Raw genomic sequence first — 21491 nt, 5'->3', positions numbered from 1 at the left:
GGCGGGGGGGGGGATTGAAGGATGATCCGAACGGATCACCTCGGGTGGTGGACTCGCATTAGCCCGCTGTCTCGAGAATTCCCAGCATGTATGCACGCGCGACAACATGCTGTCTTGTGCCGGCCTGGAATTTTCCAAACAGGTTTTTCAGGTGCCACTTCACGGTTTCCTCGCCGACATTCAGCGCCAGGGCGATTTGCTTGTTGGACAGGTTGCGAGCCAATAACTGCAACACCTCGCGCTCCTTGGGCGTCAAAAGACGACTTGGGGACACGCTCAATGGGGTGGATTCCGGTCGCGGAACAGGTGCGGGCGTAGAGGTCGCCGCGAGCAAATTGACCGTATCACGCTGGAGCGTCTGCTCCCATTTGATCAGGTCCGGATGGGTGTCCTGCACCACGCGTAACATACCGTTTTCTTGCGCGAGGCTGACAGCCTCCAGCAAATAGTCAGTGCCGCCCTGTCCGGTCGCCCGAAGTGCAAGTGCCCTGAGCAGCTTGATCTGCACGATGTCTCGCCCACGACGCAGGTATTCGGCTGTTTCGCTAACCTTGTCCAGCACCGCCAGCATAGCCTCCCAATCACGTTGGGCCAGTAAGGCATAAGCGTTGGCTACCCCGGCCAGCAAGTCCAGCTCCGGACCAAGCAACCCTGCTCGCTCACGGGCAATAACCGGCGTGAAACTGTCCAGCCGTCGCCATAATGCCTGACAGGTATCGCTGCGTCCCTGCAAGGCATGCAGGCGTATTTGTTCTCCCAGGGAGGCAATGCAAAATCGTGGAATATTTCGCTCTTCTCCAAGGGCGAATAACGCCTCTAGCAGATCCTGCCCGCGATGGCCCTGCCCCTGGATTGAAGCCAGTCGAGCGGCGGCGAGAAAACCCTGCACAATGGCATCGGGGGACGCCAATCGTTCAACGATATCCAGCCTGTTCGCCAGCACCGTAGCGGATTCCTGAATCTCCCCCTGTTCCAGCAACACTGTCGCCAGAGCGCTCGCTAAAATGACCGCCACCGGACTGCGCCGACCGATGTCCCGTTCGGCATGCAACAGGCTGTCGTGCAACGCCGTGCGCGCCGACACCATTCGACCCTCGTATAAATAAGCAAGACCGACCACCCACTCGCCATACCCGCGTATGGCATCAAGGCCAGGACTACCCGCGTAAATCGGTGCTCGCTGAAGGATTCGTCGGGCTTTCTCCGGTTGTCCCTGCAACAGCGTCAGCCGGGCGATCTGGCTCGCGACAATGGCTTGCACCTTGATTGAGAATGAAGGCAATCGATCGACCCAAGGCATGATGAGTTCATGCGATTCATCCGGATGGTCCGCAAAGTAGGCGGCTGCGGCGGCGATGGCGGCAGCTTCACAACGTGTCGCCTCGTCGGCGGACGGATGCTGTTCAATAGCAGCAATCAATTGCGCCGCTTCTGCCTGACGCTCTCCCAATGCTAATGTCCAGGCCGCCGCCAGGCAGATGCGCGGATGCGACAATACGTCAGCGGGACCAAGCTCCTCGACCCACTCCAGCACCCGGCTGAACTGCCCTTGCAACATGACTTCGTACAGGCATTTGCCGATCAACGTATAGGCCGGCTGGGGCATGCCGGCCAACAGATATTGCCGGGCGGCCTGCTCCAGGAAACCGTGGTGCTCCAGCCATACAGCGCCGCGCCGGTGATAACCCTGACGTTCCTCCAACGGCAAGTCGGCAAAACGACCGAGCAGAAATTCCCGCGCCAATGGATGGATGCGCACCCAGTCACTGTCGATACTTTCAACAAAAATCGGTGTCGAGGCACACAATTCCTTCAGTAATTCACCCGAGCGAGAGTTGCCCGTCAGCGCCTCACATAACAAGGGCTGGACCATTTCCAACAATGCAATGCCAGTCAGAAAGCGAACCTGCTCCTCCCGAAGATGTGCGACCAGACTGTCGACGAAATAACGCTGGATATCACCCAGACAAGTCGACAACTCTTCGACTGCCGCACTTCGATTCGGGCTCTTCTCCAACGCCGAAATCGCTAATTGCAGGCCAAGCGGCCAGCCTTCGGTTATCTCGTGCAGCCGCACGCAGAGGTCGGCATCAACCCTTGCGCCGAAACGGTCATTGAGGATGGCGACCGCCTCTTCCACATTCAGTCGTAAAGCCGCAGTCATGATCGTCGTGAAAAGCCCTCTTGCCGCGAGGTCGGTCACTTGCAGATTCAACCGTGTGCGAGAGGCCATGATGATGCGCAAATTGGCCGGCGCGTTGTGCAACAGGTACGTCAAGGAGTAACGGATCGTCAGCTCGGGCAGGGTATCCACTTCATCCAGAATCAATACGGTTTCACTACCCAGATCAGCCACTTCCGCCAACCACTGCGTCAGCCCTTCCTGTTCGTCACGCCCCAGTCCCGCAATAGGCTCGAATGCGCGGGCAAACGACGGCCGACCGCTGCCAATTGCCATGGCAGCTCCCAGCCCCTGGACAAAACGAGCACCATCATCTTGTGCATCCAGCGTAATCCAGGCCACCACTGCGCCGTGAGACAAACATTCACGGCGCCATTGGGTCAGCAGAAAGGTTTTGCCGAAGCCTGCCGGCGCTTGAACAGCGATCACCACCTTGTCTGTCAGTTCCTGGGTATGGATACCCAGGCGGTTTCGCATCCGTGCTGATTTCTGACTACGCGGCGGTGTCGTTTTGAGGATCAGTTGGGGCTCTATGCAATCCATTTTTTTCAGACCCTGGTGGTTGAGAGACGCTTACCCAAGGAGCGTCTGAAGGTCGCTGGTCGTGGCCTTTGATGGCAACTTTGAAGCTAGTTATTTTCTGACTTGAGTTCTGCAAGTTCTCGCCAAACACCGCTGGATACAGTTCCTGACGGTCGAACACTACCATGGAATAGTCCGAGGACTTGAAGCCTGGTGCAATGCAAGCCGCGTGCGTACTTTCGGTGGAGTGACCTGCACGCCACGCCAAAGCATCCGTTCAGGATAGCCCCTACCTTCCAGCCAGGGCTCTGTATTCGGCCGGTGTACTTGCGTGCGCAACTTTGAACGCCGCAGTCAGATGGCTTTGAGAGCTGAAGCCACACTCCAGTGCCACATGCAAAATAGGTAGATCGGTCTGCATGAGCAGATCACGTGCATGTTCTAGTCGCACATTCATCACATAGCGATGGGGCGGCATACCCATGGCGCGCTGAAACAGCCGCCGGAAATGAGCCGGACTGACACCCGCCTGGCCAGCCAGCGTGCTGATCGACAGTTCCTGCCCCAGATGCTCGCGAATGAAGGCCAGTACTGTATGTAGACGCGCTAGATGAATATGCGGCGGATAAATACCTCTGCTCGCGTTAACTCGTAGCGCACGATACACCTGCTCAAGCATGACCATGGCCAATCTTGCCATGAACCCCTGATCAGCTCCCTTCCCAAGACTTAGCTCATCCATCAGTTGCCGGGCCGCTGCGCTCACCAAACCATCACTGAAGGGCAATGGTGCCTGCGCGTCTGCGCATATCTCACGCAATTGTTGAAACACGCCATCAGTGCGCTCGGGCAGATAAAAAACCGCGAAATCAATGCTGCCGGAATAGTGCCAATGAGTGGCACAGCTCGCAGGCACCAGTATTGACAAACGAGGCATTGATATAGAGCGCAACTCGCCCCCTATCCCCTCCTTCACCCGTGAGCCACCGAATTGAGTCAGCAGAACCATGCTGTCAATCGGCGGTGCGGAGCGATCAGTTGCATGTAGAAAATAGCGCTCTGCATACAAGGGCATTTCACTGCACACCATGCCGCCAAGCATGGGTAGCCCCAGTGTTTCATGTACTTGCAGCTGCGGATTCATGGGCATCTCAGAATGAGCATATTTTGATAAATATGACCGCTTTTCAGGTGAGTTGTCGATGTCGGGAAGAACAATAATCGGCCAAATATTCCGCCACTCGCCTTAATGCGAGGCAGGCACAACCGCTCGCCCGCATGACTGATCACAGCCAGGAAAACAGCATGAGCAAGAAGACCGTCACTGTATTCGGCGCCACCGGGACTACCGGCGTCGCCTGCGTCAATGAGTTCATTCGCCAGGGCCTGGTCAATATCAATGTGCTGGCGCGCCGCTCCGGCCAGGTGGAACGCTCATCGTCGGGCATCAGCAAGAGCGAGACGCAAAAGCAGCTGCAGTACGCCGAATGGGCGCGCCAGGGCGTGACCATCAAGGAGGTCGACGTCACCATTGCCGAAGCGCTGGTCCCGGCGCTGCGCGGCACCGACTACCTGGTGTCCTGCGTACCCCTCTACGCCACCGAATCGCAGATGCCGCTGATCTTTGCCGCCAAGGAAGCCGGGGTCGAACGCTTCGTGCCGTCCGAGTACGGCGCGATCTACGAGTTCGAGCAGTTCTGGCAGACCGACACCACGCACCGCTTGATGGCCCGGCAGAAGGCGTTCATCCGGCGCATGATCGAATTGGCCGGCATGGACTACACCATCATTCCGGCCGGTGCCTGGATCGAGTACTACATGCTCGAGCCGGTGATGGTGATGGGCGATCCCGACGCCAAGTTGGCCTGGTCGACCGGCGCGGATGTCGGCCGCATCATTCCGCATGTGCTGGCTCACCCGGCCTCGCGCAATGCGATCTGCCCAGTCGCGACCACGGCCTGGTGTTCGTGGAACGAGCTGCTGGCTGCGCGCGAACAGGTCGTGGGTCGCCCGATCGAGCGTAACGTGTTGACGCCCGATCAGTGGCGTGCGGCCTACGCGGCTTCCAGTCCCGGTGCCATCCAGACCCTACTGGCGATCGGTGTCGCCATGGTCGATACCCCAGCGGGCATGTCGCTGTTCGGCAACTGGAACAAGACCTTCCTCCCCGAGTTCAAGGGGACGCCGCTGCAAGAGCTGTTCGTCGACACCGTAGAGCCTTTCGTCGAAGCCATGCGCGCCGCGCTGATCGCCGCCGGCGAACTGCCGGCCGACGCCTAGAGTGCAGGCCATAAGAAAAACCGAGTGATATGACGAGGCCCATCATGAAACTAAGTAACCGGATCAACCTGCCTGACATTTCAATAACCGGCTTTGAAACGCCCCTGAACGAGGTCGAGCGCGGCATCCAGGACAGCGTGCATCGCTTTGCCAAGGATTTCATGCGTCCCCTTGGTCAGGAACTCGACAAGATGACCGCAGAGCAGGTGGTCGCCCCCGGCTCGCCGTACTACAGCGTGTTCAGCGAAGCCGCCAAGCTGGGCCTGGATTCCGATCTACTGGCCGAACTGCCGCCGGAAACGGCTGTACGCGTCGAGTCTATGATCGGCGAGGAAATGGGCTGGGGCGATGCCGGTCTGGCGGTTTCCCTGGGCGTCAGCACCTTCCCGAACGAAATGGCCAAAGCCGTAGGGAACCAGGAGCTGATCGATCTGAGTGCCGGGAAAATCGGCTGCTGGATGATTACCCATCCGGACAAGGGCACTGATGTCAGCGCCTTCGACTTGCAGCGCGACTGGGTGCCGGGGCAGTTGGGCAACAAGGGCAATCTCTTCGCCAAGGTCGGCGAGCACGAGATCGTCATTAATGGACAGTGCTCGGCCTGGGTGTCCAACGGCGCGGTGGCCCAGGTGGCCCTGGCCTACATGACCGCCGACTATGGCAACGGTTTCTACGATGCCAATGGCTTGCCTTATGGCATCTCCGTAATCGTGCCCCTGGACTTGCCCGGTGTCAGCAAGGGCAAGCCGCTGGAGAAGATCGGTCAGCGCGCCCTGCCGCAGGGCGAGGTGTATTTCGACAACGTGCGGATTCCCAAGCGCTTCGCCGTGGCCCTGCAGGACGAGTACTACGGCAACGTCGTTTCGACCTGGTCGTTCGCTGGCACCCACATGGCGCAATGGTTCACTGGCGTGGCACGTTCCGCGTTCGAGCTGGCCCTGGCCTACTGCCATGAGCGCAAGCAGGGTGGCCAACTGCTGATCAACCACCAGCTTACCCGCTACCGCATCGGCGACATGATGCGTCGTGTCGAGCTTTGCCGGGCTGTCGCCCGCCGTTCCCTGGCCTATGCGCGTCTGTCCCCGCAGGGGCACCCCTGTGCCACGGCTTCCAGCAAGGTCACCGTGACCGAAGAGGCTATGCGCGTGGTCAGCGATGCCATGCAGCTGTTCGGCGGCAACGGCCTGACCCGCGAGTACCCCATGGAGAAGTTGTTCCGCGATGCTCGCGCCGCGCTGATCGAGGATGGCGAGAACATGATGCTCACCACCCGCCTTGGGTTCCTTGTCCAGGAGCTCTACGAAGACGGCTGGCCCCAATACTGATCCAAAACCCGACTAACAATAAACTTTGGAGACAATAGAAATGGCTAAATATCCCGTAGTTGTATATGGCGCCAGTGGCTACACCGGCATGCTGACCATGGACTGGCTGATTGACCAGAACATCCCCTTCACCGCTGTGGCACGCAATGCCAAGCGTGCGCAGGAAATGATGGCGCAGCGGGTGGTACGGCTGGAGTCCGCGACCTACGAAATCATCGAGGCCGAGCACAACGTCGAGTCGCTGAGCGCCGCCTTCAAGGGGGCAAAGGTTGTCTGCAACACCGTTGGCCCCTTCGTCAACTTCGGTCTGACCACCGTTGAGGCCGCGCTCAAGGCCGGCTGCCACCACATAGATACCACCGGCGAGCAAAGCTATGTCCGTCAGGTTCGCGAGCAATTTGGCGAACTCTATCGTCAGGCTGGCTTACTGGTTTCGCCATCGCTGTCCTACATGTTCAGCTTCTCCGAGATCGCCGCCGAACTGGCGCTGGAAACCCCCGGCATCGACGTGCTGGAAACCGCCGCCCTGTGCCGCGGCCCGCGTGATGTCGCAGGGGTCAGCCTGGGCTCGGCGGCCTCGATTTTCGAATTGTTCCACAGGGAGCAGTTCTACCTGTGGGAAAACAAGCTGGTGCAGCACCCAGCCACCGCTTCGTTCAACATTGTCGACCCCAACTTCATGCAGCCGGTTTTCTGCCTGCCTTGGGGGGGAACCTCGCTGCCGATTTACTTCGAGCATGATCCGCGCGTGCGCGCCTGCACCTCCGCGGTCGGTTTCTACGACAACAATGTGATGCCGATGGTGCATGGTCTGAGCCAGAAGTGGGAAGCCGAATACAAGCACCTGTCCAAGGAGCAGCAGGACGCGGTGGTGAGGAGCCTGGTAGAAGCCACCACGCCGAGCATGCCGCCCCGCGAACGCACCACCTTGCAACGCAGCGTCGACATCGCTATCGGCCGCGGTCACCTGGCCGCCGTGCGCGCTACCGTGCATGGCGTCACACCCTATATTTCCACCGGTGCCCTACAGGCCGCGGCGGCGATCAAGCTGCTCGACGGCGACACCAACAAGGTCGGCTTCGCTTCCGGCTCCAAGGCTTTTGGACACCGCTATCTGCTCGGTTTCCTGGAAGAGCGCGGCCTGGCCCGTGCCACCGTTACCAAACTCTGATTACCGGCACAGGAACCACTTATGGCCATCATTGACTTTTACGATCGCGGCTGGGGCATCAACCCTGCTGGGGTCGCCTACATCCAGGGTGAGCGCTCCTACACCTTCAACGAAATCGGCGAGCTCTCGTGTCGCATCGCCAATAAGCTGCTCGCACTGGGCTTGCCGAAGGAAACCAAGGGTGCCGTTTGGTCAGGTAACGACGTCACCGCCTGGGCCTGCACACTGGGTCTATGGCGCGCCAACATGACCTGGATTCCAGTCAACGCGCGCAACTCGAGCGAAGAAAATCACTACATCCTCGACGCATTCGACTGCGAGGTGATGTTCTACCAAAACGATTTCGCGGGAATCATCACCGAGCTGCGGCCCAAGCTGCCGAAGATCAAGCACTGGATCTGTATTGATGCCGATGCTGTCGATGCACCTTCGTTGGAACTATGGAGTGCCGGCCAGCCGGCGAGCCGTCCCGAAGTCGCCTATGACATGGACGACGTGGTGGCGGTCTCACCCACTGGTGGCACTACGGGCACGCCGAAGGGAGTGATGAACACCCACCGCAGCGTGCAGACGTTCATTGCCCACTTCATGCTGACCTGTGCTTATCGCAATGGTGAAAAGCCGGTGAATATGGCCGCCGCACCGATGACCCACACTGCCGGCCTGTTGGCCGTACCCTGCACGGCGCAAGGTGGCACTGTAGTGGTTATTACCAAACCCGATCCGGCATTGATGTTGAACGCCATTGCGCAGCACAAGGTCAGCGAGCTCTTTCTGCCGCCAACGGTGATCTACAGGCTGTTGGAGATTCCCGGTATCGAGAAGCTGGACTTCTCCTCGGTGAAGTACCTGATGTACGGCGCGGCTCCGATGTCGGTAGACAAGCTGAAGAAAGCTATCGAGATTTTCGGTCCAGTCATGACCGGCGGCTATGGTCAGACCGAAGCACCGGCCAGTATCGCCAACCTTCGTCCCGACGAGCATATGGTGGGCGACCAATTCGCCGACGACGAACGCCTGTCCTCGGTCGGCCGCCCTAACCCGCTGGTCCGCGTCGAAGTGATGAGCGACACCAACCAGATCCTGCCGCGCGGTGAAACCGGTGAAATATGCGTGCGCGGCGACCTGATCATGAAGGGTTACTACAAGCAGCCGGAGAAGACCGCCGAGACCATCGTCGACGGTTGGCTGCATACCGGCGACATCGGCCATATCGATGTCGAAGGCTATCTGCACCTCACCGATCGCAAAAAGGACATGATTATTTCCGGCGGTTTCAACGTCTATCCCAGCCAAGTCGAGCAAGTGCTGTGGGGACATCCGGCCGTTCAGGACTGCGCCGTGATTGGCGTGCCCGATGAGAAATGGGGCGAGGCCGTCAAGGCCGTGGTCGAGCTCAACCCAGGCCAGGAAACCACAGAGCAGGAGCTTATCGAGCTGTGCAAAGTCAAGCTGGGTAGCGTGATGGCACCGAAGTCTGTCGACTTCACTAGCAGCCTGCCACGTAGTCCGGTGGGCAAGGTGCTGAAAAAAGAACTGCGTCAGCCGTATTGGGAAAACTCGGCTCGGAAAATCTGACACAACCGGAGATCTCAGGCCCGTCGGGCTACCCGATTGGGAAAAAATCGAGGTCGATCTTCAACCTCAGCCTGCACGTGGCCGAGATACGCCTGGCTAAACCCGGCACCGACCAGCACTTCAGGAAGCCGCTGCCGAGGCGCGCACCCAACGTCAACCACGCCGTGGGGTGCGAGCTGGACACCGACCAACTGAATATAAGGAATTTTCAATGAGCAATATCTATATCGCCGGCATCGCCATGACCGTCTTCGGCCGCCACAACGAACGCAGCCTCGACGACTTGGCACGCGAGGCTTTCCATGGTGCGTTGAAGGACGCCGACTGCAGTGCCGCCGATCTCGATATCGCATTTTATGCCGGCATGACCAATGGCCCATTGCAAGGCCAGCTCTCGATCCCCGGTCAAGTCGTGTTCAGCAAGATCGGTATTGAAAGCATTCCTATCTATAACGTCGAGAATGCCTGCGCTTCGGGTAGCTCAGCCTTCAATTTGGCCGTGCAAAGTCTCAAGGCCGGTACAGCCAGTATCGCTCTGGCGTTGGGTGCGGAAAAGATGAATATCCCGGATAGACTGAAGGCCCTCTCGCTGTTCGAGGCTGGATGGGATGTTTCTCGCGCCGAAGAGAATTACCAGATGTTGGTGAAAATGGGCGAAGGCGTGGTATCACCCGCCGGGTCGGAATCGGACAAGCCTTACAGCAAGTTTATGGCCATCTATGCCGCATTATGCCGTCAGCATATGAAAACCTACGGCACCACGCAGCGGCAGATCGCAGCAGTGTCGGCGAAAAACCACACCCACTCGGTACATAACCCTTACGCTCAATTTCGCAAAGCCTTCAGTATCGACGAAATCCTTGCCGCCCCTCCGATCACCTACCCGCTCACCCTGCCAATGTGCGCGCCGCTGTCGGACGGTGCAGCGGCAGCCATCCTGTGCACCGAGGAAGGACTCGCACGCATCGGTGCGGACAGAAGCCGCTGCATCAAGGTAGCGGCCAGCGTTATCCGTAGCTTCAGCCATCGCCGTCTCGATCAGCCGGAACTGAACGTCGGTCGCCTGGCCGCTAACCAGGCCTATGAACAGGCGGGCCTGGGGCCGCAAGACATGCATGTCGCCGAAGTCCATGACGCCTCGGCGATGGGCGAAATAATTCAGGTCGAAAACCTGAGTCTGGTCCCGTTTGGTCAGGGCGGACCTGCGGCTGAACGTGGCGAATTCACGCTGGGCGGGCGCATCCCGGTCAATACTTCAGGTGGCCTGGAATCGAAAGGTCATCCACTCGGCGCTACCGGGATCGGCCAGCTCTACGAACTTGTGACGCAACTGCGCGGGGAGGCTGGCGCACGCCAGGTACATGGCGCACGCCATGCAATCCAAGAAAACGGCGGCGGTTTGCAGGGTATTGAGGAGGCAGCAGTCGCGATCCACATTCTCAGCAAATAGTTCTTTTCAGCAAAAAATTTGTAGTGGCGAAACCAATCAAAACAAGAAGGATAAAAAACATGTTCCAAAACAAAGTAGTCGTCATCACTGGCGCAGGATCAGGCATTGGTCGGGAGTTGGCTATCCAACTGGTGGAAGCTGGCGCACATGTCGCACTGTCCGACATCGACCAAGTAGGCCTCGACAAAACCATGAAACTATTGCCTGACGCCAGCAAAGCGAAAGGTTACATCCTGGACGTATCGTCCTGGGACGCCTTCCAGGCTCATGCTGACGAGGTGAAGCGAGATTTTGGCACAGCGCACTTCGTCATTAACAACGCAGGTGCCGCAGTCATCGGGACAGTTGCCAACACCTCCATCGATGAGTACGAGTGGCAACTCGGTATCAACATGTGGGGCGTGCTGTACGGTACCAAAGCGTTCCTGCCGATGATGTTGGCCCAGCGAGAAGGCTGCATCGTCAATATTTCCAGCGTATTTGGCCTGGTGGGTTACCCGATGCAAAGCGCCTACAACATGTCGAAGTTCGCCGTACGTGGTCTGACCGAAGCATTATGGTCTGAACTCGATGGTAGCGGTGTACGCGCCGTGTGTGTGCACCCTGGCGGAATCAAAACCAATATTGAAAAGGCCGGACGACGCTGTAAAGCCGCCGGTAAAACAGAAGAAAGGTTCACGGCACTGGCAGAAAAAATGCTACTGACGCCAGCGGCGGATTGTGCCGGCGACATCATCAAGGGGCTCCGCAACGGAACCAAACGCATTATCACAGGGAACAAGTCGAGCACCTTGTTCTGGGTAAGCAGGCTGTTCCCCAATAGCTATCCGGCATTACTCAAGCTGCTTGGCTGAGACCCAAAAGTTACAAGATGTCTCTGCGTGATGCGAGGCGTCACCACCTCTCAGGAACAATCCCATGACCGACAGTTATACCCGCAAGCTTTTTATTTCTGCCGCTTGTTTCAACGTACTCGCGGGTCTTCCATTACTTGTAGCTATGCGACCCGTAGCTGCGCTGTTGGGGCTGCAAATTACCCCTACCTCAACCCTCTTCATTCAACTCACCACGTGCCTGGTTATCATATTCGGCTGGGCCTATTGGATGATCGCTCGCGATCCGCTGCAGTATCGTCCCTATATCCTGCTCGGGGTGATCCTGAAAGTACTGTTTGTTGTGGTGGTTTATGGCCACTGGCTGGCTGGCAGCATACCTTGGCCATTGCCGGTGGTGGCATCAGGTGACATCGTCTACTCACTACTCTTCTGGCGTTATTACCAGCGTGCCCCCCGGTATAGCCTCGATTGACTGGATCGCCGAGCAGATGGGCCACACCAACGGGAACATGATCCGCCAGCACTATGGGACGTGGATCAACGAGGATGGGCCGGATGTCGTCGGGATGTTGCAATTAGCACTGAAGCTATAGAGGTTCAGCTATTACGTCTTGATTGGCGTATCGCACTTTGCCCGCCCATAGCGCTCTGAATACCTCGACGGTGATCCTCACCGAACCAGCCCATGCTCATTGCTCCCTCGCCTCGATAGCAAAGCTCGCCCGCCAGGCTGTCCAGCCGCGCAACACGTAATCCTTGATCAGGCGTTGGCGTTCAAAGCTCAACAGTTTGGCATCGTCCAAGGCGGCCAGGTAACCTTCGAGCTCTCCCAGAGCGTCGACAAAGATACCGGGGGCCTTGGCCTGGGTGACATCATTGATGCGTTGGTGCAGGGCGATTCCGAGCGGCAGCGAAAGCTGTGCGAGGGCTGCCGTCACCTGATGCCAGGTCACTGCTGGCTCGGCTGGTGGGTAGTCGTAGGGATTGGTCAATGGCGGGGTCATAGGTTCAAGTCCGTTTCGAGTGAATGGCCCCCCGAGCGCAAAACCAAAGGGCCGGGAGTTGGTACACCCGTCTATGGGGTGGTGGTTTTCTCGGCCACAAAAAAGGCCCCCACGCCTTTTCCCATATCGCCCTTTTTCAGACGCCAGAAACCACAAACCCCCGACTTTCTCTAGGAAAATCAGGGGTTTGTGTTTGCAGAATGTGGCGGTGAAGGAGAGATTCGAACTCTCGATACAATTTCTTGTATACACACTTTCCAGGCGTGCTCCTTAAGCCACTCGGACACTTCACCGTATCTCGTCAAACAAGTTCTGTCTGTCGAGGCGCGCTAATGTAGTCGAAACCTTTTCCGATGGCAAATTTTTTTTGCAGAATTTTCATGCGCTTAGCGTTTTAGTCATTCCGGTGGGTTGCTGCCCATGGCAAACCTGCCAATCTCCGGCTTCGTGCCCTCTTCTATATAGAGGGGAATGCGCGGCGGGTGTGGCGGGCCACGCTTGTCCGGCGGGGAAAGGGTGACTGGCGGGTCAGTCACAGCGCTTTACCTGACGTGCCGCGATGGGTAACGTCTGCCTCAACTTTCATACAAGGAATAGCGTCATGAGTGAGTTGATTTCCTACCATCTCGAAGACGGCATCGCGACCCTGACCTTGAGCAATGGCAAGGTCAATGCCATCTCGCCCGACGTGATTGCTGCGTTTAACGCTGCGCTGGATCAAGCGGTGACTGATCGTGCGGTGGTGATCATTACCGGTACGCCGGGGATTCTGTCGGGTGGTTATGACTTGAAGGTGATGACGTCCGGCCCTAAAGAAGCGGTGGCGTTGGTCACTGCTGGTTCGACCCTGGCCCGTCGCCTGCTGTCGCACCCGTTCCCGGTAATTGTGGCGTGCCCTGGGCATGCCGTGGCCAAGGGTGCGTTCCTGCTGTTGTCGGCGGATTACCGCATTGGTGTCGATGGGCCGTTCAGCATTGGTCTGAACGAAGTGCAGATCGGCATGACCATGCACCACGCCGGTATCGAGATCGCCCGTGATCGCCTGCGCAAGTCGGCGTTCCACCGCTCCGTGATCAATGGTGAGATGTTTAACCCGCAGAGCGCCGTGGATGCCGGTTTCCTCGACGTGGTGGTGTCGGCCGAAGAGTTGCAAGGTGCAGCGCTGGCGGCGGCTCGTCAGTTGAAGAAGATCAACATGACCGCGCACAAGAACACCAAGCTGAAAGTACGCAAGGCGTTGCTGGAGACGCTGGACAACGCGATCATCCTGGACCAGGAGCATATGGGTTAAGCCCAAACTTGCTGCACCGAAAAGCCCGACCGTCGTGTCGGGCTTTTTCTTACGCGCAGCGTTGAAAAGTCCGCAACCGCTCTAGGCCGCAGCTGACCAACAAGTCAGAAACATGCTCACAAACATCGCCTTTCTCCCCCCTTTAGCGGCAATTGCCGAAAACAGTGCACATCCGTACACTGCGCCACCTTTTGTCCCGGTGGGGCCTGCAAATGCTGTTTGTGTTTCGTATGTTCTTGATGGGCCTGCACTTTATTCTGGCCGGTGTGCTTGGGGTGATTCTAGGCCTGTGTCGCCCGTTCAACCCGGACAACAGCCGTTTGTGCGCACGCCTGTATGCGTGGCCGGCGATGTGTATTTTGCGTTTACGAGTGAAGACCGATGTCGCGCCATTGATGAACAAGCCTGACAGCTGCGTCATCGTCGCTAATCACCAGTCCAACTACGACTTGTTTGTGTTCGGCAATGTGGTGCCCCGCCGCACCGTGTGCATCGGCAAGAAAAGCCTTAAGTGGGTGCCGCTGTTCGGGCAACTGTTCTGGCTGGCCGGTAACGTGTTGATCGACCGCGGCAATGCGCAAAAGGCGCGCCAGTCGATGTTGACCACCACGCGCACCTTGCAGCATGAAGACACTTCGATCTGGGTCTTCCCGGAAGGCACGCGCAACCTTGGCGAAGAGTTGCTGCCGTTCAAGAAAGGCGCGTTCCAGATGGCGATCGCTGCCGGTGTGCCGATCGTGCCGGTGTGTGTCAGCAGTTACGTCAAACACATGCGTTTGAACCGCTGGCGCAGTGGGAAAATTCTGATTCGCTCGTTGCCGGCGATTCCGACAGCGGGATTGAGCCTGGACGACATGCCCATGCTGATGGATCAATGCCGCGAGCAGATGCGCGAGTGCATCGCTTCGATGGATCGGCAACTGCAAGCCGCGTAAAAACAAACCCGCCTGGTGCGGGTTTTCTTTTGCCTGCGAGCTTTTCCCTTCGAACTCTGCAAAGTTCGCTCACTCTCAAGCAGCAGACAAGGCTAAGCTGAAGATTGCCTGCCACTGCCATCTGCTAATAAGAAGTGAACCTGAATCATGGGTAGAGTTGTTGCTGCTGCGGTTTACAGCGCCGGTAAGAGAGTCACCAATATCACCCTCGACGAAGGCGCTGCCTGGGCTGCAAAACCTGGTCACTTTGTCTGGATCGGCCTTGAAGAACCGAACGCCCAGGAACTGGCCAACCTGCAACGCCAGTTCAACCTGCATGAACTGGCCATCGAAGATGCCCTGGAAAAGCACAGCCGACCGAAGCTCGAAACGTTCGGTGATGCACTGTTTATCGTCACGTATTCGCCGATTCGTAACGAAGGCAAACTGGAGTTCATCGAGACTCATATCTTTGCCGGCAACGGTTACATCATTACTGCACGCAATGGCCACTCGGCGTCCTACGCCTATGTCCGACAGCGTTGTGAGGCGCGCCCCCTGTTACTTGAGCATGGGGAAGACTTCGTCCTCTATGCCCTCCTCGATTTCGTGATTGAAAACTACCAGCCGATGGGCGAAGCGATCCATGCCGAGATCGATGAGCTGGAACACAACGTGTTGTTGTGCGGTGCGCTGAATGAACGTGACATCCAGAAACTTCACGGCCTGCGCCGGGACGTATTGCGCCTGCGTCGTTATGCGGCGCCGATGGTGGAGATCGGTGAGGAGCTGCAGAAGCTGAGCTTCCCGTTCATCGACAAGACCATGCGCCCGTACTTCCGTGATGTGCAGATTCACGTGACGCGGCAGATGGAAGACCTGACAACCCTGGCAGACATTGCCAGCCAGACGATTGAGATTGGAGTGCTGCTGGAAGCTTCACGCCAGAGCGTGGTGCAGCGCAAGTTTGCGGCGTGGGCGGCGATTTTGGCATTTCCCACGGCGGTGGCCGGGATTTACGGGATGAACTTCCAGAACATGCCGGAGTTGGCTTGGCAATACGGGTACTTTGGGGTGCTGGGGTTTATTGTGGTGGGGTGTACAGGGTTGTGGGCGAGTTTCAAGAAGTCGGGGTGGCTTTAGTCAATACCGAGTCGCCTGTGACAATCGCGAGCAGGCTCGCTCCCACAGGGGATCTCCAGTGTGGGCGAGCCTGCATGTTTTTGCTTTAAACCGTTTCTGTTTTGTGCGCCACAAACCGCATCATCCACTCCGCAACCGTAGCGCCATGATGCTCATGCTCAAGGCTGGCCACGCCTTTGGAGTAGATATGCTCGCCCAACGCTTGTTGACGGATATCCAACAGCGCGCGCGAATAATCGTGAATGAACTCCGGATGCCCCTGGAAGCACAGCACCTGATCGTTGATGTGGTAAGCGGCGAACGGGCAGAAATCGCTGGAAGCGATGACCGTGGCGTTTTCCGGTAGCGAGGTCACCTGATCCTGGTGGCTGATCAACAAGGTCAACTCTTCCCTGACCGGGCTCATCCACGGCGCCTTGGCGGCGAGTTTGTAGCTATGGGTGCCGACGCCCCAGCCTTGGGTTGCACGTTCGCTTTTGCCACCCAGCAACAGCGCCAGCAACTGATGGCCGAAACACACGCCCAACAGTTTGTCGCCGCGCTCGTAGCGGGTCAGCAGGTAGGTCTTGAGGGTTTCGATCCACGGGTCGGTGCCGAAGGAATCGGCCTTGCTGCCCGTCACCAGGTAGGCGTCGAACGTCAGGTCGTCGCTTGGGTATTCGCCCTGCACCACGTTATAGACGGTGAACTCGGCCGCGATAGGCTGCTGCGAAAACAGCTGTTTGAACATCTGCCCGTAGCCCTGATATTGGTCGACCAATTCCGGACGCAGGTGGTCGGTTTCCAGAATGCAGATGCGTAACGACATAAAAAATACCTGACGCGTGATGGGAATAATGCACACCCCAGAGCCTGCCTCGAAACACCGTTCCAAGGCAAGCCCCGCGAAGCGTCACCGGTCCCTTAAAACGCCTCCCCTTTAGCGGCTTTTTCCAGCAACAAGGCCGGCGGATTGAAGCGCTCGCCATACTGCGCCGCCAGGTATTGGGCGCGGGCGACGAAGTCTTGCACGCCGTACTGATTGATGAATTGCAAAGCACCGCCGGTCCAGGCCGCAAAACCGATGCCGAAGATCGAGCCGACGTTGGCGTCTGCCGTCGACATCAACACGCCCTCCTCCACACAGCGCACGGTCTCGATGGCTTGCACGAACAGCAGGCGATCACGCACATCCTTTGGCGAAATCTGCCCGTCAGGCTTCTCGAAGCGGCTTTTCAGCTTCGGCCATAAATGTTTCTGGCCGGCGGCCGGGTATTCATAGAAACCGCCTCCTGCCGCTTTACCGGGCCGTTTGTATTCGTTGAGCAGCAAGTCAATCACAGCAAACGCCGGGTGTTCAATCAGCGGTTTCCCTTCTGCTTGCAGGTCTTTGGCCGTTTGCTGGCGGATATGGCTCATGAGGCTGAGGGAAACTTCGTCAGAGATCGCCAGAGGCCCGATGGGCATACCAGCCTTTCGTGCTTCGGTTTCGATCATCGGCGCGCTGACACCTTCGCCGAGCATGGCGATGCCTTCGTTGGTGAAAGTGCCGAACACCCGTGAAGTAAAGAAACCGCGACTGTCGTTGACCACAATCGGGGTTTTCTTGATTTGCAGGACGAAATCGAACCCGCGAGCCAGAGTTTCGTCGCTGGTGTGGGCGCCTTTGATGATTTCCACCAACGGCATTTTTTCCACAGGACTGAAGAAATGCAGGCCGATGAACTTGGCCTGATCCGGCACCGCAGTGGCCAGTCCGCTGATCGGCAAGGTCGAGGTGTTAGAGGCGATCACGGCATCCGGGCCGACGACTTTTTGCGCGGCCGAGGAGACCTTGGCTTTGAGTTCACGATCTTCGAATACTGCCTCGATAATCAAGTCGCAACCGGCCAGGTCCGCATCGCTTTCGGTGGTGCGGATCCGCGCCAGGATCGCCTCACGCTGCTGCGCAATCATTTGGCCGCGCGCGACTTTCTTGTCCAGCAGCGCTGCCGAATGGGCCTTGCCCTTCTCTGCTGCCGCCAGGGTGATGTCCTTGAGCATCACCTCGATGCCCGCCGATGCGCTGACAAACGCGATGCCCGCGCCCATCATCCCGGCGCCGAGCACCCCGACTTTTTGCGTCACGTAAGGCGCAAAACCTTGCGGCCGTGACCGACCGGCATTGATCTCGTTGAGCTGGAACCAGAACGTGCCGATCAGGTTTTTCGAGATTTGGCCGGTGGTCAATTCTGTGAAGTAACGGGTTTCAATCAGGTGCGCGGTGTCGAAATCCACCTGAGCACCTTCAACCGCCGCGCAGAGAATTTTCTCCGGCGCGGGCATGCAGCCCTGGGTTTTGCTGCGCAGGATCGACGGCGCGATGGCAAGCATTTGCGCGACTTTCGGGCTGGACGGTGTACCGCCCGGGATCTGATAACCCTTCACGTCCCAGCGCTGAATCGCCGTTGGGTTGGCCAGAATCCAGGCCCGTGCCTTGCTCAGCAGTTCGCCAGGATCATTCGCCAACTCGTCGATCAATCCGGCCTGCAACGCCTGTTGTGGTCGGACTTTTTTGCCTTCGAGCAGGTACGACAAGGATTTCTCAATCCCCAGCATCCGCACCATGCGCACCACCCCTCCGCCGCCCGGCAACAGGCCAAGGGTGACTTCCGGCAGGCCGAGTTGCACGGACGGATTGTCCAGCGCCACGCGGTAATGGCACGCCAGACAGATTTCCCAGCCGCCGCCCAATGCTGCGCCGTTAATCGCGGCCACCACCGGTTTGCCGAGGGTTTCCAGGGTGCGCAATTGGCCTTTGAGCGTCAGCACCATGTCGTAGAACGCTTTGGCTTCGGGTTTGCCGACTTTGATCAGTTCATTAAGGTCGCCGCCGGCGAAGAACGTCTTCTTCGCCGAAGTGATGATGACCCCGGCAATGCTGTCTTTTTCAGCGACCAGACGGGCGACGCAGGCGGCCATGGCTTCGCGGTAGACCGCGTTCATGGTGTTGGCGCTCTGGCCTGGCATGTCGATGGTCAGGACGACGATCTGATCCTGACCTTTTTCGTAACGGATGGCTTCAGTCATGAACATGTTTCCTTGAAAGTCGGGGGCTCAGAGGCGTTCGATGATGGTGGCAATGCCCATGCCGCCGCCGACACACAGGGTCGCGAGGCCATAGCGCAGGCGTCGGGTTTCCAGCTCATCGAGCAGCGTGCCGAGAATCGCGCATCCCGTGGCGCCCAGCGGATGGCCCATGGCGATGGAACCGCCGTTTACGTTGACCTTGTCCGGGTCGATGGCCATGTCCTTGATGAATTTGAGCACCACCGAGGCAAACGCTTCATTGACTTCAAACAGGTCGATGTCTTCGACCCGCAGGCCGGCCTTGGCCAGAGCTTTACGGGTGGCCGGCGCGGGGCCGGTGAGCATGATGGTCGGGTCGGTGCTGGTGACCGCCGTGGCGACGATCCGCGCCCGTGGCTGCAAGCCCAGCGCCCGCCCCTTGGCTTCGGAACCGATCAGCATCAGCGCGGCGCCATCGACGATCCCGGAACTGTTGCCCGGCGTGTGAACGTGATTAATCCGTTCGACATGGCTGTAGACGCGCAACGCCGTGGCATCGAAGCCCATTTGCCCCATCATCTCGAAGCTCGGTTTGAGCTTGCCCAAGCCTTCCAGGGTGGAGTCGGCGCGAATGAACTCATCGTGATCGAGCAAGATGATGCCGTTCTGATCCTGCACCGGCACCAGTGACTTGTTGAACGAACCGTTCGCCCGCGCCCGTGCCGCTTTTTGTTGCGAGTGCAGCGCGTAGGCATCGACATCCTGGCGGCTGAAACCTTCGAGGGTGGCGATCAGGTCTGCGCCTACGCCTTGCGGGGTGAAATGGCTGTGCAGATTGGTTTCCGGGTCCAGCGCCCAGGCCCCGCCGTCACTGCCCATTGGCACGCGGGACATCGACTCGACACCGCCGACCACCACCAGATCTTCGAAACCGGAACGCACCTTCATCGCGCCGAGGTTCACCGCCTCAAGACCCGAAGCGCAAAAACGGTTGATCTGCACACCTGCGACGCTGACGTCCCAATCCGCCACTTGGGTCGCGGTCTTGGCGATATCGGAGCCTTGATCACCAATGGGCGTCACGCAGCCCAGCACGACATCATCGACCTGGCTGGTATCGAGCGAGGTGCGCTGTTGCAGCGCCGTGAGCAACCCGGCCACCAGATTGACCGGTTTGACGCTGTGCAAGGCGCCATCGGCCTTGCCTTTGCCGCGGGGCGTGCGTAACGCATCGAATATCAAAGCTTGGGTCATGACGTCCTCGAACCTGGGCGGTGAGTAAATACTGAGCGCTCACTCTTATGCCGAGCCGCCGCGGATTCAATGACCGCAGCGCTCACAGACGTTGACGGACACGCTCAGACGGACGGTAGTGAGCAATGGGATTAACCGTTTCAGGACACGGAGCTGTCTAGCAAAAGGGCGCCCAAGAAGCTGGCAATAGGCCTCATGTCTTTTTTATAGCTTTTTATGGAATACCCATACGAAATGGATCTAAACCACGGGTGACGCGGGCTCTAAGGTGAAGTGTACGAAGTTGTCGTCGGGTTTTGCCGAGGCGCTCGTCTGACAGGAAGTGCAACGCTCTGCCGTCATGGAGATATGCAGGCAGGCATCAGGAAATAACAAAAAAGGCGGTCAAGCCATGTTCAAACATTCGAAAGTACGTCAAGCCGGGCTCATTCTTTTCGCTACCACGCTGTTGTTGATTTTGCCGAATCTGACCAAGGTGATTGGCTAGTCGGGAAAAAATACGGCGTCAGGTATTTATATCGTCATTTTAAAAATGTGACTGGCTCGCTACCCGAGCCAGCGTGGGTGTGCCAACCTTTGTGGCACCTTCACGACATGGATGGCGATCTATTGAAAACGCTCACTCTGATCGGGGCCTTGCTGCTCAGCACGCCTCTGTTTGCCGCACAGCTGAACCTGGAGCTGGGCGCGAGCAGTCGCACCTGGCAGACCGAGGAACTGCTCAAGCACCCGCAACTCCAGACCCTGCGCATTGCCGACGACGTTTCCTACAAACGAGACATGAGCTATCAAGCGGTGCCGCTGGCGGCGTTGTTGACCGGCATCAAGCCTGCTGACCATCTACAAGCCGTGGCGCTGGACGGATTTGCCGCCGAACTGGCCGCTGCACCGTTGCTCAACACCCAAGGTGCGCAGGCATGGTTGGCGATTGAAGACCCGGCCAAACCGTGGCCAGCGTTGTCTGAAGGCAAGCCGAGTGCCGGGCCGTTTTATCTGGTCTGGACGAATCCTCAAACAGGCAATATCAGCCCCGAGCAATGGCCGTACCAGGTCGCCAGCATCAAGCGCATGGCGCCGGTGGCCGAACGCTTCCCTGCCCTGCTGCCGGATCCGGCCTTTAAAGCGGACGATCCGGTCAATCTAGGTTTTGCGCTGTTTCAGAAGAACTGCCTGGCGTGCCATCGACTGAACGGCGCCGGAGATGCGCAATTCGGGCCGGATCTGAATATTCCGTATAACCCGACCGAGTATTTTGGGGCGGACTTCCTGAAGCGGTATATCCGTGATCCGCAAAGCTTGCGCCAGTGGCCGCAGGCGAAGATGCCGGGGTTTACCGCGCAGGTGTTACCGGAGCGGGATCTGGAAATGCTGGTGGGGTATTTGAAGCATATGGCCGGGCGCAAGGTTAAGCCCTGACCCTGAATCCATGTCGGAGCGAGCCTGCTCGCGATGGCGGTGTGTCAGTCACAGGTTTGCTGACTGGAAGACCGCTATCGCGAGCAGGCTCGCTCCCA

17 protein-coding genes, 1 tRNA gene and 1 pseudogene are annotated in these 21491 nt (G+C 58.2%); 12 read left to right on the top strand and 7 right to left on the bottom strand.

Annotation, left to right across the window (positions count from 1 at the left end):
• Nucleotides 1-58 precede the first annotated feature (58 nt).
• Together KGB06_RS19795 and KGB06_RS19790 are read right to left on the bottom strand one after the other, a co-directional pair.
• Nucleotides 59-2329, bottom strand: coding sequence for a LuxR C-terminal-related transcriptional regulator (locus KGB06_RS19795; RefSeq protein ID WP_223518767.1), 2271 nt, complete (start codon nucleotides 2327-2329; stop codon nucleotides 59-61).
• A 664-nt stretch (nucleotides 2330-2993) separates the two neighbouring features.
• The gene (locus KGB06_RS19790; protein WP_223518765.1) at nucleotides 2994-3848 is read right to left on the bottom strand and encodes a helix-turn-helix domain-containing protein; all 855 of its coding nucleotides are present in this window, start codon (nucleotides 3846-3848) and stop codon (nucleotides 2994-2996) included.
• 134 nt (nucleotides 3849-3982) lie between these two features.
• Here KGB06_RS19790 and KGB06_RS19785 point away from each other — a divergent pair, with 134 nt between their 5' ends.
• The 8 genes and pseudogenes from KGB06_RS19785 to KGB06_RS29910 form a co-directional block, all read left to right on the top strand.
• Nucleotides 3983-4984 (top strand): NmrA family NAD(P)-binding protein, encoded by a 1002-nt coding sequence (locus KGB06_RS19785; RefSeq protein WP_223518763.1) that lies wholly within the window; start codon nucleotides 3983-3985, stop codon nucleotides 4982-4984.
• 44 nt (nucleotides 4985-5028) lie between these two features.
• On the top strand, nucleotides 5029-6309 hold the full coding sequence (locus KGB06_RS19780) for an acyl-CoA dehydrogenase family protein (RefSeq protein ID WP_223518761.1): 1281 nt from the start codon (nucleotides 5029-5031) through the stop codon (nucleotides 6307-6309).
• 40 nt (nucleotides 6310-6349) lie between these two features.
• Complete coding sequence (locus KGB06_RS19775) at nucleotides 6350-7480, top strand: saccharopine dehydrogenase family protein (RefSeq protein WP_223518759.1); 1131 nt, start codon at nucleotides 6350-6352, stop codon at nucleotides 7478-7480.
• Between the two features lie 21 nt (nucleotides 7481-7501).
• The gene (locus KGB06_RS19770; protein ID WP_223518752.1) at nucleotides 7502-9058 is read left to right on the top strand and encodes a class I adenylate-forming enzyme family protein; all 1557 of its coding nucleotides are present in this window, start codon (nucleotides 7502-7504) and stop codon (nucleotides 9056-9058) included.
• Between the two features lie 211 nt (nucleotides 9059-9269).
• Complete coding sequence (locus tag KGB06_RS19765; RefSeq protein WP_223518742.1) at nucleotides 9270-10508, top strand: thiolase family protein; 1239 nt, start codon at nucleotides 9270-9272, stop codon at nucleotides 10506-10508.
• Nucleotides 10509-10567: 59 nt separating this feature from the next.
• A complete protein-coding gene (locus tag KGB06_RS19760) occupies nucleotides 10568-11362 on the top strand; it encodes an SDR family NAD(P)-dependent oxidoreductase (RefSeq protein ID WP_223518740.1) in 795 nt (264 codons plus the stop codon).
• A gap of 64 nt (nucleotides 11363-11426) precedes the next feature.
• A complete protein-coding gene (locus tag KGB06_RS19755) occupies nucleotides 11427-11816 on the top strand; it encodes a hypothetical protein (RefSeq protein ID WP_223518738.1) in 390 nt (129 codons plus the stop codon).
• A pseudogene (locus KGB06_RS29910) lies at nucleotides 11800-11937 on the top strand (site-specific integrase); the annotation flags it as partial. The gene KGB06_RS19755 and the pseudogene KGB06_RS29910, both read left to right, overlap by 17 nt.
• Nucleotides 11938-12033: 96 nt before the next feature.
• Here KGB06_RS29910 and KGB06_RS19750 read toward each other — a convergent pair.
• Together KGB06_RS19750 and KGB06_RS19745 are read right to left on the bottom strand one after the other, a co-directional pair.
• Complete coding sequence (locus KGB06_RS19750) at nucleotides 12034-12348, bottom strand: hypothetical protein (RefSeq protein ID WP_223518736.1); 315 nt, start codon at nucleotides 12346-12348, stop codon at nucleotides 12034-12036.
• A 203-nt stretch (nucleotides 12349-12551) separates the two neighbouring features.
• Nucleotides 12552-12641: transfer RNA gene (locus KGB06_RS19745), tRNA-Ser, on the bottom strand.
• 308 nt (nucleotides 12642-12949) lie between these two features.
• On the opposite strand from KGB06_RS19745, the gene KGB06_RS19740 reads away from it, so the two are divergent.
• From KGB06_RS19740 to KGB06_RS19730, 3 genes are all read left to right on the top strand, one after another.
• On the top strand, nucleotides 12950-13639 hold the full coding sequence (locus KGB06_RS19740) for a crotonase/enoyl-CoA hydratase family protein (RefSeq protein ID WP_222585383.1): 690 nt from the start codon (nucleotides 12950-12952) through the stop codon (nucleotides 13637-13639).
• 212 nt (nucleotides 13640-13851) lie between these two features.
• Nucleotides 13852-14574, top strand: a complete 723-nt coding sequence (locus tag KGB06_RS19735; protein ID WP_223518734.1) for a lysophospholipid acyltransferase family protein — start codon at nucleotides 13852-13854, stop codon at nucleotides 14572-14574.
• 147 nt (nucleotides 14575-14721) lie between these two features.
• On the top strand, nucleotides 14722-15696 hold the full coding sequence (locus KGB06_RS19730) for a magnesium and cobalt transport protein CorA (RefSeq protein ID WP_223518732.1): 975 nt from the start codon (nucleotides 14722-14724) through the stop codon (nucleotides 15694-15696).
• 85 nt (nucleotides 15697-15781) lie between these two features.
• Here KGB06_RS19730 and KGB06_RS19725 read toward each other — a convergent pair whose 3' ends face one another.
• The 3 genes from KGB06_RS19725 to KGB06_RS19715 all read right to left on the bottom strand — a co-directional run bounded on the left by KGB06_RS19725 (nucleotide 15782) and on the right by KGB06_RS19715 (nucleotide 19977).
• Nucleotides 15782-16504, bottom strand: a complete 723-nt coding sequence (locus tag KGB06_RS19725) for an amidotransferase (RefSeq protein WP_223518730.1) — start codon at nucleotides 16502-16504, stop codon at nucleotides 15782-15784.
• Nucleotides 16505-16599: 95 nt separating this feature from the next.
• A complete protein-coding gene (locus tag KGB06_RS19720) occupies nucleotides 16600-18744 on the bottom strand; it encodes a 3-hydroxyacyl-CoA dehydrogenase NAD-binding domain-containing protein (protein ID WP_223518728.1) in 2145 nt (714 codons plus the stop codon).
• A gap of 27 nt (nucleotides 18745-18771) precedes the next feature.
• Nucleotides 18772-19977, bottom strand: coding sequence for an acetyl-CoA C-acetyltransferase (locus tag KGB06_RS19715; RefSeq protein ID WP_223518726.1), 1206 nt, complete (start codon nucleotides 19975-19977; stop codon nucleotides 18772-18774).
• Nucleotides 19978-20571: 594 nt separating this feature from the next.
• Here KGB06_RS19715 and KGB06_RS19710 point away from each other — a divergent pair.
• On the top strand, nucleotides 20572-21393 hold the full coding sequence (locus KGB06_RS19710) for a c-type cytochrome (protein WP_223518724.1): 822 nt from the start codon (nucleotides 20572-20574) through the stop codon (nucleotides 21391-21393).
• Nucleotides 21394-21491 lie beyond the last annotated feature (98 nt).

It is taken from the genome of Pseudomonas sp. GL-B-19, from assembly GCF_019956415.1.
Lineage (GTDB): Bacteria > Pseudomonadota > Gammaproteobacteria > Pseudomonadales > Pseudomonadaceae > Aquipseudomonas.
This window is presented reverse-complemented; position numbering and strand designations above follow the sequence as displayed.

Coding starts and splice junctions, on each gene's coding strand:
- KGB06_RS19770 (WP_223518752.1), top strand. CDS start 7,502: ATGGCCATCATTGACTTTTACGATCGCGGCTGGGGCATCAACCCTGCT.
- KGB06_RS19780 (WP_223518761.1), top strand. CDS start 5,029: ATGAAACTAAGTAACCGGATCAACCTGCCTGACATTTCAATAACCGGC.
- KGB06_RS19790 (WP_223518765.1), bottom strand. CDS start 3,848: ATGAATCCGCAGCTGCAAGTACATGAAACACTGGGGCTACCCATGCTT.
- KGB06_RS19775 (WP_223518759.1), top strand. CDS start 6,350: ATGGCTAAATATCCCGTAGTTGTATATGGCGCCAGTGGCTACACCGGC.
- KGB06_RS19735 (WP_223518734.1), top strand. CDS start 13,852: ATGCTGTTTGTGTTTCGTATGTTCTTGATGGGCCTGCACTTTATTCTG.
- KGB06_RS19785 (WP_223518763.1), top strand. CDS start 3,983: ATGACTGATCACAGCCAGGAAAACAGCATGAGCAAGAAGACCGTCACT.
- KGB06_RS19755 (WP_223518738.1), top strand. CDS start 11,427: ATGACCGACAGTTATACCCGCAAGCTTTTTATTTCTGCCGCTTGTTTC.
- KGB06_RS19730 (WP_223518732.1), top strand. CDS start 14,722: ATGGGTAGAGTTGTTGCTGCTGCGGTTTACAGCGCCGGTAAGAGAGTC.
- KGB06_RS19715 (WP_223518726.1), bottom strand. CDS start 19,977: ATGACCCAAGCTTTGATATTCGATGCGTTACGCACGCCCCGCGGCAAA.
- KGB06_RS19740 (WP_222585383.1), top strand. CDS start 12,950: ATGAGTGAGTTGATTTCCTACCATCTCGAAGACGGCATCGCGACCCTG.
- KGB06_RS19760 (WP_223518740.1), top strand. CDS start 10,568: ATGTTCCAAAACAAAGTAGTCGTCATCACTGGCGCAGGATCAGGCATT.
- KGB06_RS19750 (WP_223518736.1), bottom strand. CDS start 12,348: ATGACCCCGCCATTGACCAATCCCTACGACTACCCACCAGCCGAGCCA.
- KGB06_RS19710 (WP_223518724.1), top strand. CDS start 20,572: ATGGATGGCGATCTATTGAAAACGCTCACTCTGATCGGGGCCTTGCTG.
- KGB06_RS19725 (WP_223518730.1), bottom strand. CDS start 16,504: ATGTCGTTACGCATCTGCATTCTGGAAACCGACCACCTGCGTCCGGAA.
- KGB06_RS19720 (WP_223518728.1), bottom strand. CDS start 18,744: ATGACTGAAGCCATCCGTTACGAAAAAGGTCAGGATCAGATCGTCGTC.
- KGB06_RS19765 (WP_223518742.1), top strand. CDS start 9,270: ATGAGCAATATCTATATCGCCGGCATCGCCATGACCGTCTTCGGCCGC.